Origin of the sequence: Devosia sediminis (assembly GCF_016411825.1) — a bacterium.
Classification (GTDB): Bacteria; Pseudomonadota; Alphaproteobacteria; order Rhizobiales; family Devosiaceae; genus Devosia; species Devosia sediminis.
In genome coordinates, this window is record NZ_JAEKMH010000002.1 from 480,771 (window position 1) to 495,932 (window position 15,162).

Annotated in this window: 15 protein-coding genes and 2 tRNA genes; 13 read left to right on the plus strand and 4 right to left on the minus strand. The window is 62.4% G+C overall.

The genetic code is table 11. The features are described 5' to 3' along the window. The first annotated feature begins 25 nt into the window (after nt 1-25). The 6 genes from JEQ47_RS09655 to JEQ47_RS09680 are packed head-to-tail and all read left to right on the plus strand — an operon-like array spanning nt 26 to nt 5,881. Nucleotides 26-976, plus strand: a complete 951-nt coding sequence (locus tag JEQ47_RS09655; RefSeq protein WP_198876196.1) for an ABC transporter permease — start codon at nt 26-28, stop codon at nt 974-976. Continuing rightward, nucleotides 969-1,823 carry an ABC transporter permease gene (locus JEQ47_RS09660; protein WP_198876197.1) on the plus strand — a complete coding sequence of 285 codons (855 nt, stop codon included), beginning with the start codon at nt 969-971 and terminating at the stop codon, nt 1,821-1,823. The genes JEQ47_RS09655 and JEQ47_RS09660 overlap by 8 nt, the downstream gene beginning before the upstream one ends. A gap of 17 nt (nt 1,824-1,840) precedes the next feature. Further along, entirely contained in the window at nt 1,841-3,046 is a 1,206-nt protein-coding gene (locus JEQ47_RS09665) for a mandelate racemase/muconate lactonizing enzyme family protein (protein ID WP_198876198.1), read from the plus strand. A 17-nt stretch (nt 3,047-3,063) separates the two neighbouring features. Beyond that, nucleotides 3,064-3,813 carry an RraA family protein gene (locus JEQ47_RS09670; RefSeq protein ID WP_198876199.1) on the plus strand — a complete coding sequence of 250 codons (750 nt, stop codon included), beginning with the start codon at nt 3,064-3,066 and terminating at the stop codon, nt 3,811-3,813. Next, nucleotides 3,810-4,898 carry an ABC transporter ATP-binding protein gene (locus JEQ47_RS09675; protein ID WP_198876200.1) on the plus strand — a complete coding sequence of 363 codons (1,089 nt, stop codon included), beginning with the start codon at nt 3,810-3,812 and terminating at the stop codon, nt 4,896-4,898. The genes JEQ47_RS09670 and JEQ47_RS09675 overlap by 4 nt, the downstream gene beginning before the upstream one ends. Beyond that, the gene (locus JEQ47_RS09680) at nt 4,895-5,881 is read left to right on the plus strand and encodes an ABC transporter ATP-binding protein (RefSeq protein ID WP_198876201.1); all 987 of its coding nucleotides are present in this window, start codon (nt 4,895-4,897) and stop codon (nt 5,879-5,881) included. The genes JEQ47_RS09675 and JEQ47_RS09680 overlap by 4 nt, the downstream gene beginning before the upstream one ends. Before the next feature lie 135 nt (nt 5,882-6,016). Here the strand turns inward: JEQ47_RS09680 and JEQ47_RS09685 are convergent, their stop codons facing one another. Both JEQ47_RS09685 and JEQ47_RS09690 read right to left on the minus strand, forming a co-directional pair. Next, nucleotides 6,017-7,198, minus strand: a complete 1,182-nt coding sequence (locus JEQ47_RS09685) for an MFS transporter (RefSeq protein ID WP_198876202.1) — start codon at nt 7,196-7,198, stop codon at nt 6,017-6,019. A gap of 56 nt (nt 7,199-7,254) precedes the next feature. Further along, nucleotides 7,255-7,881, minus strand: a complete 627-nt coding sequence (locus tag JEQ47_RS09690) for an isochorismatase family protein (RefSeq protein WP_198876203.1) — start codon at nt 7,879-7,881, stop codon at nt 7,255-7,257. A gap of 134 nt (nt 7,882-8,015) precedes the next feature. On the opposite strand from JEQ47_RS09690, the gene JEQ47_RS09695 reads away from it, so the two are divergent. Genes JEQ47_RS09695 through JEQ47_RS09720 form a run of 6 tightly spaced genes read left to right on the plus strand, consistent with a single transcriptional unit; the run spans nt 8,016 to nt 14,123 of the window. Further along, entirely contained in the window at nt 8,016-9,587 is a 1,572-nt protein-coding gene (locus JEQ47_RS09695; RefSeq protein ID WP_198876204.1) for an ABC transporter substrate-binding protein, read from the plus strand. Nucleotides 9,588-9,643: 56 nt separating this feature from the next. Then, a complete protein-coding gene (locus tag JEQ47_RS09700) occupies nt 9,644-10,585 on the plus strand; it encodes an ABC transporter permease (protein ID WP_198876205.1) in 942 nt (313 codons plus the stop codon). Beyond that, nucleotides 10,582-11,466: an ABC transporter permease gene (locus tag JEQ47_RS09705; RefSeq protein ID WP_198876206.1), complete on the plus strand. Its 885-nt coding sequence runs from the start codon at nt 10,582-10,584 to the stop codon at nt 11,464-11,466. Before JEQ47_RS09700 ends, JEQ47_RS09705 begins: the two co-directional genes overlap by 4 nt. After that, nucleotides 11,447-12,499 carry an ABC transporter ATP-binding protein gene (locus JEQ47_RS09710; protein ID WP_198876207.1) on the plus strand — a complete coding sequence of 351 codons (1,053 nt, stop codon included), beginning with the start codon at nt 11,447-11,449 and terminating at the stop codon, nt 12,497-12,499. Before JEQ47_RS09705 ends, JEQ47_RS09710 begins: the two co-directional genes overlap by 20 nt. After that, nucleotides 12,496-13,485, plus strand: coding sequence for an ABC transporter ATP-binding protein (locus JEQ47_RS09715; RefSeq protein ID WP_198876208.1), 990 nt, complete (start codon nt 12,496-12,498; stop codon nt 13,483-13,485). Before JEQ47_RS09710 ends, JEQ47_RS09715 begins: the two co-directional genes overlap by 4 nt. 17 nt (nt 13,486-13,502) lie before the next feature. Further along, a complete protein-coding gene (locus tag JEQ47_RS09720; RefSeq protein ID WP_198876209.1) occupies nt 13,503-14,123 on the plus strand; it encodes a helix-turn-helix domain-containing protein in 621 nt (206 codons plus the stop codon). A gap of 156 nt (nt 14,124-14,279) precedes the next feature. On the opposite strand, the gene JEQ47_RS09725 is transcribed toward JEQ47_RS09720, so the two are convergent. Continuing rightward, nucleotides 14,280-14,356, minus strand: a tRNA-Pro gene (locus JEQ47_RS09725). A gap of 172 nt (nt 14,357-14,528) precedes the next feature. Between JEQ47_RS09725 and JEQ47_RS09730 the strand changes: the two genes are divergently transcribed. Further along, nucleotides 14,529-14,603 (plus strand) — tRNA-Gln (locus JEQ47_RS09730). A gap of 32 nt (nt 14,604-14,635) precedes the next feature. On the opposite strand, the gene JEQ47_RS09735 is transcribed toward JEQ47_RS09730, so the two are convergent. Beyond that, nucleotides 14,636-15,127 (minus strand): GAF domain-containing protein, encoded by a 492-nt coding sequence (locus JEQ47_RS09735; RefSeq protein WP_198876210.1) that lies wholly within the window; start codon nt 15,125-15,127, stop codon nt 14,636-14,638. Nucleotides 15,128-15,162 lie beyond the last annotated feature (35 nt).

Consider the following 15,162-nt stretch of genomic DNA (forward strand, 5'->3'; position numbering starts at 1 on the left):
ACTGCAGTTCAGTTTAGGTCTTTCTATGGTCGGTTATTTTACACGCCGCCTGGCCGCCGCCGCTGTCGTTGTCGTGCTGGTCAGTATCATAGCCTTTGCGATCGTCTCCGTTCTTCCCGGTGATACCGCCGCTGCCCTGCTGGGCGAAGAAGGGGCGCGGGACAGCCAGCGCTACGAGGCCCTGCGCGTTGAACTGGGCCTCGATCAGCCATTGGTGGTCCGCTACGCCAATTGGGTCGCCAATGCTGCGACCGGGGATTTTGGCCGCTCCCTGAGGACCGGCGAGGACATTGGCGCGGCCATTCTCTCGCGCGCGGTGCCCACCGTGCAACTCGCCCTCATGGCCCTCGCGATCGCGATCATCATCGCCATCCCGGTCGGGGTCATGTCCGCCGTCTACTACCGGCGCTGGCCCGACAATCTGGGCACGCTGTTCGCGCTAACCGCTTTGGCGACGCCAGGCTTCTGGTTCGGCATCATGCTCATTCTCCTCTTCAGCGTCACGCTGCGCTGGTTGCCACCATCGGGCTACATACCCTTCTTCGTCGACCCCTTGGGCTCGCTGAAGCTGATGATCATGCCGTCTCTTGCATTGGCGACAGGCTTTACCGGCGTGCTGATCCGGCAGGTTCGCTCATCGGTGCTGGAAGTGCTGAACGAGGACTACATCACCACCGCCCGCAGCAAGGGGCTGTCGCGTTCCACCGTTCTGTTCGGCCATGCCCTGCGCAATGCCCTCTTGCCCGTGGTGACGCTGGTCGGCCTGCAACTCGGCGGCCTCTTCGGGGGCGCCGCCACGGTTGAAACGGTGTTCTCCATTCCCGGTCTCGGGCGGCTCGCGGTCGATTCAATCTTCTATCGGGACTTCACCATGATCCAGGCGCTGATGCTGGTCCTGGCGCTCAGCGTGCTGGTCGCGAGCCTGCTTACTGATCTCATCTACTCGCGCATCGACCCGAGGATTCGTCGTGGCTAGTGCAATCACCCAATCGCCTGCGCGTTCCAAAATCTACGTCAACGGCCTGGCCGTGCTGGGGTTCGGACTTCTGGCGCTGCTCGGCATCTGTGCCCTGTTTGCGCCGTGGATCGCGCCTTTCGATCCCAATGCGCAGGATTATCGCGCCATCCTCCAGGGCCCGTCCGCGGCTCACTGGCTGGGCACGGACCATACGGGCCGGGACATGCTGTCCCGCCTCATCTATGGCAGCCGCGTTGCGCTCAGCATCGGGTTCACGGCGGTAGGCGCAGCGGTGTTGATCGGCGGCATCTTTGGTCTCGTCGCCGGCTATGCGCGCGGCATTGTCGACGAAGCCATCATGCGCGTGATGGATGCTCTGCTTGCCTTTCCCTCGGTGCTTCTCGCATTGGGCATCATGGCTGCTCTCGGGCCGGGCATTACCACGATCATCATCGCCATCGCCGTGGCCGAAGTGCCTATGTTCGCCCGCATTACCCGCTCACAGGTGCTCAGCGTGCGTGAGCGGGACTTCGTCGTGGCGACCCAGGCGATTGGCGCGGGACCCCTGCGCATCATCTTCCGCCACATCGTGCCGCATATCACCAGCCCGGTGGTGGTCATGGCCACTATCGCGGTGGGCCACGCGATCCTCACCGAAGCGGCGCTCTCCTTTCTCGGCCTGGGCATACAGCCGCCCACGGCGAGCTGGGGCGCCATGATGCGGAATGGTTTCGCCTACATGGACCGCGCGCCCTGGCTCTCCGCATTCACCGGTCTGTTCATTCTGCTGACCGTGCTGGCGCTCAACCTGGCAGGCGACACCCTGCGTGACCGGCTCGATCCGCGCGGCATCTCCAGCCGCTAAGTTTAGGAATCCATTGCATGAAAATTACCGATATCCGCACGCAGACGTTTGAATATCCGATCAAGCGGCGTCGCGGTGACGCACACGATCCGGCCGGGCGAACCCATCAGAACGGCGCCCTGGTTGAAATACTGACTGACACGGACCATCGCGGCATCGCCATCGGCTCGGTCAACTCGGTCTATGCGATCGGCCGCCTCAAGCGCGTCCTCATCGGCGCCGACCCGCGCCAGAATACCGGTCTCTGGCAGGCCATGGTCGGCGTCATTTTCAAGGGCGGCAATAATGGCCTCATGTCGGAAGGACTGTCGGCTCTCGACATGGCGCTGTGGGACCTCAAGGCCAAGAGTTATGGCGAGCCGTTGTGGCGATTGCTCGGCGCACGGACAAACCGTGTGCTCGGCTATGCCAGTGGCGGCGACATGCCGCTCGACGACGCCCAGCTCGCCGCCTTTTACGGTCATATGGCGAGCCTCGGCTTCCGTGCCGCCAAGCTCAAGGTCGGCCTCGATATCGAGGAGGATGCCCATCGCCTGGCGCTGGTTCGAGACGTCATGACGGTCAACGGCAAGCCGCCCGCGCTGATGATCGATGCCAGCGAATATTGGAGCGCCAAGCAGGCTGTCCGCCGCATTGCCAGGCTCGAGCAGGACTTCGATCTTACCTGGGTCGAAGAGCCGGTGCAGCGCGCCGACTATCGCGGCCTCGCCAAGGTTTCGAGCCATATCAAGGCCCCGGTCTGCGCCGGCGAGAACCTCAAGAATGTCCTCGAATTCCAGTCCTACATCGAGCACGGCTCGGCCGACATCGTCCAGGTCGGCAGGATGATGGGCGGCTTTACCGGTGCCATGCAGGTCGGCAACCTCGCTTACGCAAATGGCTTGCCCTGTGCTGGCTCGGACTCCGAGGGCAAGGTGTTTGCCCACGTCGCGGCGGCACTGCCCAATCACATGATCCTTGAAGTGCATGACGATGAGGTCGAGGAACCAATGCTCAAGGCCGACAACTGGATTGAAGACGGACATGTCGTGCTGGGTGACAGCCCGGGACTCGGCCTCAGCGTGGATTACGACCTGCTCAAGCAATATGCCGTCGAAGCCGTGCGACCAGTCCGGTCCGGCTACGGATGGGCGGGGCGGCGCCCCGGAGCGGGTCTGATGGAAGTCCCGGCCACCGATGAAGAGCGCCGGATTGCCGCTCTCCCAGCGGGCGGGGACGCATGATGACCCATAATTCAAGAGTGTCCGACGAAGTTCTTGCCGAGATCGGCAAGCTTGGGGCTGCGACGGTATTCTATCTCCTGCATATGCGCGGTGTCGGCCGCAAATATGGGTCGGGCCCGATCGTCATGCAGAACGTCGCGCCGCTTGCACCCGGCCGCAAGCTGGTGGGGCGGGCCGTCACCCTGCGCTATCTGCCCACGCGTGAGGATCTGCAGGCAGAAATCGCGACCAGTTCGGGAGCCGACGGCATGAACGCCACGCCGAGATGGCGGGTGATCGAGGCCTGCGGTCCAGGGGACGTCCTCGTTTCTGACGCAATGGGCCAGAGTGGCACTTCAACCGGTGGCGAGATCGTCTATGGCCGTCTGTTTCAGCGCGGTGCCGCCGGCATCGTCACCGACGGCGCCATCCGCGATGCGCAGCCTACTGTCGATCTCGGCTGGCCCGTCTATGCAGGCGGGCGCGCCACGATGATCGGCGAAACCAAGATGCTGCCCTACGAATTCAACGTCCCGATCCAGTGTGGCGGCGTCCTGGTCCGTCCCGGCGACATCATCCTGGGCGACGATGATGGGGTGGTTGTGCTGGCCGCAGGTTTTGCTGAGGAGGTAGCGCGGGCCGGCAAGGAGCATGAGGCCATCGAGCGGTCGATCCTCGCAAATATGGGCGAGGAGAACGTCTCTCCTGCCCATTACTACCCCTTCAACGAGGGCACGCTGGCCATGCATCGCGCGCGGCAGGCATCAGGCAAGGGGGCTCAAGAGTGAGCGCCGCCCTGCTCGAAGTCTCCGAGCTGGAGGTTGCCTTCGATACGCGCCGGGGTCGGGTCAAGGCGGTCGATGGCTTGTCTTTCCGCCTGGGCAAAGGCGAGATCATCGCGCTGGTCGGGGAATCCGGCTGTGGCAAGTCTGTCGCCGTGAAATCGGTCCTGAAGCTGCTGCCGGAACAGACCGCACGCTATGAGGCCGGCTCAATAACGCTGGACGGCCGCGATCTGCTCGGTCTTGACGAGAAAGCCATGGAGGCCGTTCGCGGGCGGGAGATTGCGCTGATCTTTCAGGATCCGATGTCCAGCCTCAATCCTGTGCTGACCATTGGAAAGCAGATCGGCGAGGCCATCAAGCGCCATCAGGGCGGCAGCCGTCAGGAGATTGCGCACCGCACCGTCGACCTGCTGCGACGCGTCGGCATTCCGGCGCCGGAAACGCGCCTCAATGCCTATCCGCACGAATTTTCGGGCGGCATGCGGCAGCGCGTGATGATCGCGATGGCGCTCTCATGCGGCCCGCGCGTGATCCTGGCTGACGAGATCACCACGGCGCTCGACGTGACCATCCAGGCGCAGATCATCGATCTGCTCAAGTCGCTGGTAGCCGATGCCGGCGCCGCAGTGGTGATGATCACGCACGACATGGGTGTCGTCGCCGGTGCGGCCGAACGCGTCTACGTCATGTATGCTGGCGCCGTTGTCGAGACGGCGACCACCGAAGACCTCTTCTCGCGTCCGGCCATGCCCTACACATGGGGCCTGCTGCGCTCCATTCCCTCACTGGACCGACCCGTCCATGAACCTCTGGTTCCCATCGAGGGGCTTCCGCCCAATGTGGCACTGCTCGATGGCGGCTGCCGTTTCCGGCCCCGTTGCCCTTACCGGCGAGACATCTGCGCCGAGGCGGAGCCGCCACTTGCCCCGGCGCCAGACGGCGCCGAGGGGCATCTGGCGCGGTGCTGGGGCCTCGATCCTGTGCGTGGGTGGCTACGCGACACAGACTGGAAGACGGATCTGGGCGATCCCGCTGCCAGGGCGCAGATCAGCGCCGACGCTGCCAAAATCAAGGGTGGCAAGCCATGACCGACGCAATTCTCGATATCCGAAATCTCACGGTCCGGTTCGGCTCGATCGCGGCGGTGAATGATGTCAGCCTGACGCTGCGCCGGGGTGAAACGCTGGGCCTCGTGGGCGAAAGCGGCTCCGGCAAATCCACCGCCAGCCGGGCCATCCTCCAGATAAACCGCGCCAGCTCGGGCGAAGTACATTTCGATGGCGAAGAACTGGTGGGGGCCAAGGGCGCGCGGCTGAAGGCGCTCCGTCGTCGGATGCAGATGGTGTTCCAGGACCCACGATCCTCGCTGGACCCCCGCATGACGGTTGGTGCTCTTTTGGAAGAGCCCCAGGTGATTTTCGGCATCGGCACTCGCGTTTCACGCAAGGCCAGGGTCGCCGAAATGCTGCATCTTGTTGGCCTCGATCCAGCAGTCGCCAATCGCTTTCCGCACGAGTTCTCGGGCGGTCAGGCGCAGCGCATCGCCATTGCGCGGGCTCTGATCCTCGAGCCCGAACTGATCATTGCCGACGAACCGGTATCGGCCCTCGATGTCTCGATCCAGGCTCAGATCATCAATCTCCTGGTCAAGCTGCGCAGCCAACTCAATCTCTCCTTGCTGTTCATCGCGCACGATCTCGCCGTGGTTCGCCACATCTCCGATCGCGTAGCGGTGATGTATCTGGGCCGCGTGGTGGAGCTTGCGGATCGGGACCTGCTCTATGGCGCACCCGCGCATCCTTATACGCGCGCCCTCTTGTCGGCCGTTCCCGTGCCCGATCCTCACATCGAGCGCCAGCGCCAGCGCGAAATCCTGAAAGGCGAATTGCCTAGTCCCGCAAATCTTCCGTCCGGCTGCGCCTTTCGGAGCCGCTGCCCGCTCTATGCGGCACTGGGGAAGCCCGAGATTTGTTCAGAAAAACTGCCTCCCCTGGCGAAGGTGGTGCCGGGTCAATCGGCAGCATGTCACTTTGCCGGCGAGACCGACAAAGTGGCAGGCCCGAGCGCCTAGATGTCCTTTAGCTTTGGTGTTTAGAGTTTAGACACAACCGAATAGGGCTTGGACCAACACCGTGCCCCTTGGTCTATGGCGCCAGGACCCGGACGTCCTGAAAGGGGCGCTGAAACGACACCATTCACAGAGAGATCAAACTTGATCCTTGGACTGCCATCGTTTCATCTTCGCCGCATTGGCGGCGATGATCCAGACGAAGCCGGAAAGGCCGAGCAGGGCTGCATTGACGAGCAGACCGAAGTCTTCCGACTGCAAGAGAACGTCGCTCAACAGTCCGACCACGATCGGGCCTGCCACGAAGCCGAAATCTGCGGCAGTGCGCTGGATGCCCATCGCGGCAGGCAGCAGCCTGGGCTCGGTGAGTTCGATCAGGGCCGTCGAGGTGGCCGGCCCGATAAGGCCGCCAAAAATGCCAGCCAGAGCGATGCCAAACCAGAACAGCCACTCGGCCTGACCAAAGGCGACGAGTGCCAGGGAGGCGGCATAGCCAAAGCTGGCCAAAGCCGGCAATAGACGCCAGCCGAAACGGTCGACCAGCCAGCCCGAGATCGGGAGGATGACCACATTGGCCAAGGATGTCACGGTGACGGCAATACCGATCTTGTCAAAACCCATGGCAAACCGCGTGGTCGCCAGGAGCGGAATCAACTGCCAGAGCGCCGCCGTGCGGACAAAGCCGGAGACGAAGGACACCAGCAGGTTTGCCCGCAGCACGCCATTGGCCAGCGCCGGGGGCAAGCCATCGGCCTCGGGGGGGAGCGCTTGGGTAGGAGGGTCCTTCTGGACCGTAAGGGACACGACCATCGCCAGGGCCGACACGAGGGCATAAGCCCAGAAGGGTGCCGAAAGACCAAAGCCCTGGGCTATGAAGCCGCCGACGGCCGGACCGATACCGGCGCCGATGAAGATGGCAGCCTGGTAGAGCGCCATGAAGCGGCCACGGGAACCGCTTCGCGACTGACGCGCAACCACAACGCCCATCGCCGTCAGGAAAATGCCCGATCCGAATCCCTGAACCAGCCGGCAGAATAGGAGAAAGTAGAGATCCCAGGCCAAGGCAGCGCCCACCGCGCCAAGGAACAGAAGTCCGTTTCCAAAGCCCATCAGCACGCCCGCCCCAACCCGGCCATAAACGAGGCCGGTTGGGTAGTTGGCCAAGAGGCGCGCCACACCAAAAATGGTGATCAGCATGCCCACGAGCGTGGCAGAAGACGAGAAGCTCTCGCCGTAGATCGGCAGGATGGGAACAATCAGGCCATTGCCGGCCATGACGAACGCCACCAGCACGAGCAGGATCCAGATGCGGATAGACATGAGCAAGCCCGGAAGAGCCCCAAGCCCTACGAGACAGCTTGGGGCGGCCGAAGAAATCAGGCGGCGGATGCGGTAGCCAGATCGGCCGTGCTGATCCATTTCACGCCAGCAGCAGCGAGCTTGGCATTGTTGGCTTCAACATCGCGGTCGCCAGCGCTTGCCTCGGTGACGATGAAAGTCTCGAACCCATCCTTGGCGGCCCCTAGCGCCGACTGCATCACGCAGCCATAACGGGCCAAACCGGCGCAGAAGACGCGCTCGAAGCCGCGGGCCTTGAGATAGGCGCCCAGCCCCGTCTCGGTACCGTCATTTTCATAGAACGCCCCAAAGGAATCGACGCCACTTCGATAGCCCTTACGGAAGGTCAATTCGGCCTTTGTGAGCTCGAGGCCGGGGTCAAGCTCAGCGCCTGGCGTGCCCTGTTGGCAATGGGAATTGAACACACCCTGCTCCCCATAGGAGACCGCCACGCGGTCCATGTGCTTGGTGCCGGGATGGTTGGCGGTGAAGGATACGTGGTCTGCCGGGTGCCAATCCGTCACCACCACCACATGCTCGAATTTCTCGGCTGTCTCATTAATAGGCATGATGATTTTTTGAGCATCGGGAATGGCCATGGTGCCACTTACGAAGTCAACCTGGACATCAATGACAATGAAAACGTCCTTGGAATTCACTTGCATGATTTAGCTCCCTTTCCCTGAAAAGCCTTCGAAAATCCGCCCAACTGGCTGCGGTTTTGGATAACGTCCCTTCAATGGCATGGAAGTTGCTTCCATTCAATCAGTTTTGAATGACATTCAAAAAGGAGCTTGGGATGCATCTGATCTTTAATGCGGTTGCGGCGGGCGTGGCGGCCCTCCTGCTATCGGCGCCAGCACAGGCGCAGGGGACACTGCGAGTGGCCATCACGGCCAGCGACGTACCGACCACGACCGGCGTGCCGACCCAGGGTCTCGAGGCCTGGAGCTATGCAGGCTACCCGATCTTCGAACCGCTGGTTATGTGGGATTTGCGCGTAACAGATACGCCTCCACCGGTGATCCCGTGGCTCGCGACCGAATGGGCCGTCGACGCGGAAGACCACACCAAGTGGGTCTTCAAGCTGCGCGACGGTGTCACTTTCCACGATGGCAGCGCATTTGATGCCGATGCTGTGGTCTGGAACCTCGACCGCTTCTACAAGGAAGACGCGCCTCAATTCGAAGCCTCGACCTCGGCTTCGACCAAGGGTCGTGTTCCGGTGCTGAAGTCCTACGAAAAGATCGATGACTCGACCGTCGCGATCTATACGACCGTGCCCGTCACCTACTTCCCCGAGGTCATGACCTCGATCCTCTTTGTCAGCCCGGCAAAGTGGGAAGAAGTGGGCAGCTGGGAAGCCTTCGCCGGCCAGCCGTCGGGCACGGGCGCCTTCACCCTGGCAGCCGTCGACCGCACTTCGCTGACCCTGGCCAAGAACCCCAGTTACTGGAACACGGAACGCGCCGCCAAACTCGACAGTGTCGTCGTCTATCCCATGGCGGAAGCCACCACGCGCCTCGCCGCGCTGCGCTCCGGCCAGGTCGACTGGATCAACGTGCCGCCGCCCGATGGCATTCCCAGCCTGCGTGACGCCGGCTTCACCGTGGCCACCTCGCCCATGCCGCATGTCTGGCCGTACTGGCTGCAGACCGCCGAAGGCAGCGTGTTCCACGATGTTAAGGTACGCCAGGCCTTCAACTACGCCCTCGACCGCGAAGGGCTGGTGACGCTGCTCAACGGCGCCGCCGAGCCGGCAAAGGGCTTCTGGAAACCCGGCGACCCGCGCTTCGGCACGCCGGAAAACGACTATACCTATGATCCGGAGAAGGCCCGGGCGCTTTTGACCGAAGCCGGGTTCGGGCCGGGCGAGATGGTGCCGGTCAAAATCCTCATCTCGACGTCGGGTTCCGGCCAGATGGTGCCGCTGCCGATGAACGAACTGCTCCAGCAAAGCGCCCGCGCTGCTGGCTTCGAACTCGAATTCTCAGTGGTGGACTGGGGCCAGATGGCGGCCATTCGATCCAACCCGGATTCCCCGGAAATGCAGAATGTTGTGGCGGTCAATTCGAGCTTCACCACGGCTGACCTCACCTGGTTCTTCTTCTCGTTCTATCCGACCAATTGGCCCAACTTCGACCATCCCGAAACCACAGCGATGATGGACCAGTATCGTACCGACTTCGATATGTCGGACGAGGACCGCGTGGCGCTTATGGCCAATATCCACGCCAACCTGGTGGACCAGGCGCCGTGGGCCTGGATCGTGCATGACGTGAACCCCAAGGCGTTTGCACCGGCGGTGCAGGGCTATACTCCAGCTCAGGCTTGGTACACCGACCTCACCACCGTCTACATGCAACCCTGACCTTGCGCGCCGCCCGTGCAGGGCGGCGCTTCTCCTTGCCCCACTGGAGAGCAATCGTGCTGCAATTCGTCTTTCGACGCATCACCCAGGTCATACCCATTCTCTTGGGCGTCACCCTCGTCACCTTCGCGCTGGTCCAGATCATGCCCGGCTCCATAGCCGACATGCTGGTGCCGCCAAGCGCCCCGCAAAGCCTCAAGGATGAGATAAACCGCATCTATGGCCTCGATCGGTCCCTGTTCGAGCAATACTTTCTCTGGCTCGGGCAATTGCTGACCGGCAATCTCGGCGTGTCGCTGGTCTCGAGTCGCCCCGTCGCTGGTGAACTCTTCGCAGCCATGCTCAACACGCTGCAGATCACCCTGATTTCCGCCGTGATCGGCTTTGGCCTCGGCATCCTCTTCGGCGCCATCTCGGCGCTCAATGCTGGCAAGTGGCCCGACCGGCTGTTCACCTTCGTGTCGATCGCCGGCGTTTCGGTGCCGCATTACTGGCTGGCCATCCTGATGGTGACCATCTTTTCGGTGCAGTTCAACCTGCTGCCGGCGCAGGGCATGGGCCCGGCGGGTTTCCCCACCACCTGGGAACAATGGCGGCCAATGATCATGCCGATCTTTACCCTGTCGCTCATTCCGATGGGCGTCGTCGGTCGCCTGGTGCGTGCTTCAGTGCTCGAAGTGCTGAGCCAGGAATTCGTCCAGGCCTTGGGCGCAAAGGGCCTGCGTGACCGCCAAGTGCGCATGCATGTGGCCAAGAACGCGGCACCGGCCGTGCTGGCCGTCATGGGCCTGCAATTCGGTTACCTGCTGGGCGGCTCTATCCTTGTCGAAACGGTTTTCAACTGGCCCGGCACCGGCAAACTGCTGAACCAGGCCATTTTTACCAATGACATGCCGATCATCCAGGCCACGGTGCTCGTGCTGTCCATCATGTTTGTGCTCGTCAACCTAGCGGTCGACGTCGCCCAGGCCGCCATTGACCCGAGGATGCGCCGATGAACGAACTCAGCCCCATCCAGGTCGAGGAGGTCGTTCGAACCCCGCGGCCCAGCCAGCGCATGTGGCGTCGCCTCAAGCGCGACAAAGTCAGCCTCGGCGCCATGGTTGTGCTAGGCCTCATCGTGTTCATGGCCATGTTCGCCCCCTGGATCGCGCCCGATCCCTATACGGGCAGCGCGCTGGCCCGCCTCAAGCCGATCGGCACGCCCGACCATTGGCTCGGCACCGACGAAATCGGTCGCGACATGTGGGCGCGCCTGGCCCACGGCGCCCGCCTATCCCTGATTTCGGGCACCTTGCCGGTGGCAGTGGCCCTGCTGATCGGGGGCGGGCTTGGGGTTCTGGCCGGCTATCGCGGCGGCCTGGTCAACACACTGATCATGCGCACCATGGACGTGTTTTACGCTTTCCCGGCGGTGTTGCTGGCGATCGCCGTCTGCGCCGTGATCGGCACCGGGATCACCTCGACCCTGATTGCTCTCACCATCGTCTTCATTCCCTCGCTGGTGCGCGTCACCGAAACGGTCACCACGCGCGTTCGCAACATGGACTATATCGAGGCGGCTCGTGCGAGCGGCGTTTCCGACTTCGAGATCATCATCCATCAAGTCCTGCCCAATATCGTTGGCACCGTGCTCGTCTACGCAGCGGGCCTGGCGTCGCTTTCCATCATCCTGGCGGCAGGCCTGAGCTTTTTGGGTCTGGGCATGCCGCCGCCGAATGCCGAATGGGGCCAGATGCTCAACTCGCTGCGCCAATCCATCTATATCCAGCCCTGGCTGGCCGCCTTGCCCGGCCTGATGATCTTCATCACCTCGGTCTGTTTCAACCTCATCAGCGACGGACTCAGGAGCGCGATCGATGTCAAAGACAATGGCTAATCCCGCTGCCTTGCCCAGGGACCGTGGCGGGCCCTTGCAGCCTCTCCTGATCGTCGATGGCCTGACCAAGCATTTCACCATCCGCTCGGGCATTGCCGGCCGGGCCACGGGCAAGGTGCATGCAGTCGATGGCGTTTCCTTTTCCGTGGGCAAGGGCGAAGTATTGGGTGTCGTGGGTGAATCGGGATGTGGCAAGTCCACGACGGCGCGCCTGTTGATGCATCTCATCGAGCCCGACAGCGGTGAGCTGGTCTTCGACGGCGACGTTGTCGGCGGGCCAGGCATGAGTGTCGGGCAGTTGCGGCGTCACATGCAGATGGTTTTCCAGGACAGCCATGCTTCGCTCAACCCGCGCATGACCATTGCCGACTGCATCGGTTTTGCTCCCCGCATGCATGGCATGAAGGCGAGCGAGGTTACGGCCAAGGTCAACGAGTTGCTCGACCTTGTGGGGCTCGATGCGCGGCTCTTTGCCAATCGCTATCCGCATGAACTCTCGGGCGGCCAGCGCCAGCGCGTCAACATCGCCAGGGCACTGGCGCTGGAGCCGCGCCTGCTGATCCTCGATGAATCCGTTTCGGCGCTGGACAAATCGGTGGAGGCTCAGATCCTCAACCTGCTGCAGTCTCTCAAGCAGAAGCTGAACCTCACCTACATCTTCATCAGTCACGATCTCAACGTCATCGAATATGTCTCGGACCGGATCATGGTGATGTATCTGGGCGAGGTGGTCGAAAGCGGCCCCGTCGAGCAGGTCTATGGCGCGCCGCGTCACCCCTATACGCGGGCCTTGCTCTCCTCCAAGCCGAGCCTTGACCCGCGCAAGCGCACGTTGGAGCCGCCGATTACAGGTGATCCACCCAATCCGATCAACCCGCCATCGGGCTGTCGGTTTCGCACGCGTTGCGCTTTTGCAGAAGGCGTCTGCGCCGAACAGCACCCCGTGCTGGCCGCGGACGACACATCGCCGGATCACCTCGCCGCCTGCCTGATGCATCAACCCTCATCTGGTCATTCGAAAGCGACGCCATGACTGACTTTTCAAACACGCCCGTAGTCGACGTCGAAGACCTCAGCGTCACCTTTCAGCGCGAGGGCAATTCCATTCGCGCCGTCAACGGCATCAGCTTCTCCCTCAGGCGCGGGGAGGTGCTGACCGTCATCGGCGAGAGCGGCTCGGGCAAGTCGGTCATGTTGCGCACCGTGCTGGGGCTGATCCCGAGTTACGCGCGGATCGGTGGCAAGGTCCAGGTCAAGGGTGTCGATATAGCGGGCCTCAATGCCGAGCAGCGATCAGCCATGCGTGGGCGGGACGTGTCGATGATTTTTCAGGAGCCGGCGACGGCCTTCGACCCGGTCTATACGGTGGGCGAGCAGATCGCCGAGACCATCGTGCGGCACGAGGGAACGTCGCAGATCACCGCCATGGCACGGGCCAAGGACCTGCTCGACCTGGTGGCTATCCCCTCGGCAGAGCGTCGTCTCAAGAATTTCCCGCATGAGATGAGCGGCGGCATGCGCCAGCGCGCTATGATCGCCTTGGCCCTGGCCTGCAATCCCAGTGTGCTGCTGGCCGACGAACCGACCACGGCTCTCGATGCGACCGTGCAGATCCAGCTGCTGGTGCTGCTGCGCAAGCTGCAGCGGGAGCTGGATATGGCCCTGATCTTCGTCACCCACGACATGGGCGTTGCCGCCGAAATCTCCGACCGCGTCGCGGTCATGTATGCCGGTCGCTTCGTCGAAACCGGCACCGTCGAAGATGTTTTGCTGGCGCCGACGCACCCCTATACACGTGGACTCTTGAGTTCGACTGTCCATGCCGGTATGCGAGGACAGACTTTGCAGACCATCACCGGAAGCCCACCGGATCTACGCCGACTGCCAAAAGGGTGTTCTTTCGCACCGCGATGCACCCAGGCAATGGACGCCTGCCGACTGGACAGTCCGATGGCGCGACAGGTTGGCGGCAACCATATGGCGGCTTGCCTCCGCGTGGGGGAACTGGCGACGGCCTGACGAACGGGAGGAAGACCATGGATGGGGAATCGCTGTCGATCCCGGAAAGCGCCAAGGCCGCCGTTCAGGAAGAAACGGAAAAGACCTTTGCCCTGATTGGGCAACAGATCCGCAAGACGCGCCAGCGGCGGCGCATAACCATCCAGCAACTGGCGGATGCATCGGGGATCAGCGCCTCGATGCTGAGCCTGGTCGAGCGAGGGATGACATCGCCGTCGCTGCTTTCGCTGACGGCCATCGGCAGAAACCTCGGCTTGACCCTGGCCGAGATGATGTCGGGAGAGCTGCAGGAGCCTCCCGAGGAGGCTGTCACTCGCGTCCAGAACATGCCGCTCATCAAAACACCCGACGGCATTTTGCGCCGCATCCTGCGCCAGGATCGCAAGCGTGGCGTGACCATCACTTATAACGAATATGGCTCAGGTATCGGCAATTCACCTGTCGGCATTACCCATACCGGCTTTGAATATGGTTTGGTTATCGAGGGCGAATTGACCATCGAGATCGATGGCATCCAGACCGTGCTGCACAGTGGCGACGTTGTCAGCCTCCGCTCGACAAGGGTGCATAAGATCTGGAATTACAGTGCGTCCAAGGCAACCACGGTCTGGTTCAACTTGGACGAGGCGGAGAGCTAAGCCATGCCAGGGCGAGCTCCCGAGTGACCGGAGCCCGCCTCCTTGGGGTAACAAGAACTCGCGTCGGAACGACCGAATAGGTCGCAGGATCCGTTGACCGACCCGCCAAACCCTGCGGTATGAAAAACCCCGACGTCCTGAGACGCCGGGGTTGATTGGTCGGAGTAGAGTGATTCGAACACTCGACCCCCTGCTCCCGAAGCAGGTGCGCTACCAGGCTGCGCTATACTCCGTCAGGGCACGCGACATTTCGGGAAATGCGGGGCAGACCGGTGTCGACCCCGTCGCGATGTGGCGGCTTTATAGCTGCGCTCCCGGCAGTGTTCAAGCGGTTCCCACAACCTTTTATCGCCCCCGAGATCAAGTTGCACGGCGCCGTCGAACCGTGTAGGAACCGCCCCAAGTTGGGGTGTCGCCAAGTGGTAAGGCAGCGGTTTTTGGTACCGCCATTCCTAGGTTCGAATCCTAGCACCCCAGCCAAATCCAACATCCCTGCAGTCACGTGCCCCGGATCAGTTCCGGGCGGCGAGCACGGCTAGTTTTGCGGGCACCGAGAGCACGTCGCGGATGGTCTGGATGCGCTCGGGAGTATAGTGCCCGGCGACGTCGAGCAGGTTCATGCAACCCACCAGCTCGTCCTTGATGATGATCGGCACGTTCACCACCGACTGGCAGCCCAGCGAGTTGATCAGTTCGTGGTCGAACAGCACCTTGGCGATGTCCTCGATGGTGTTGGCGATGAAATATTCGCGCTTGCCATGAACGATGTCGAACCAGGGGCCGTAGTTGAGCGGCTTGGTGGCCGAGGTCGGGTAGCTGACCGGATCGCTGGTATAGGCGCGGCGCGACAGCTCGGCCTCCATGTCCACCAACATGATGGTGAAAAGCTTGGCGCCGACCGTGGCGCGGGCAAGGTCCTGCAGCGCGGTGAAGGCCGCCTCGGCCGTCTTGGCCTTGGCAATGTCGGCGTCGAAGGCGAGCAGGGCAGGGGTGTGATCGGTCATGGGTGATCCTTGGGTCTATTTGAGGTGGCGGCCGC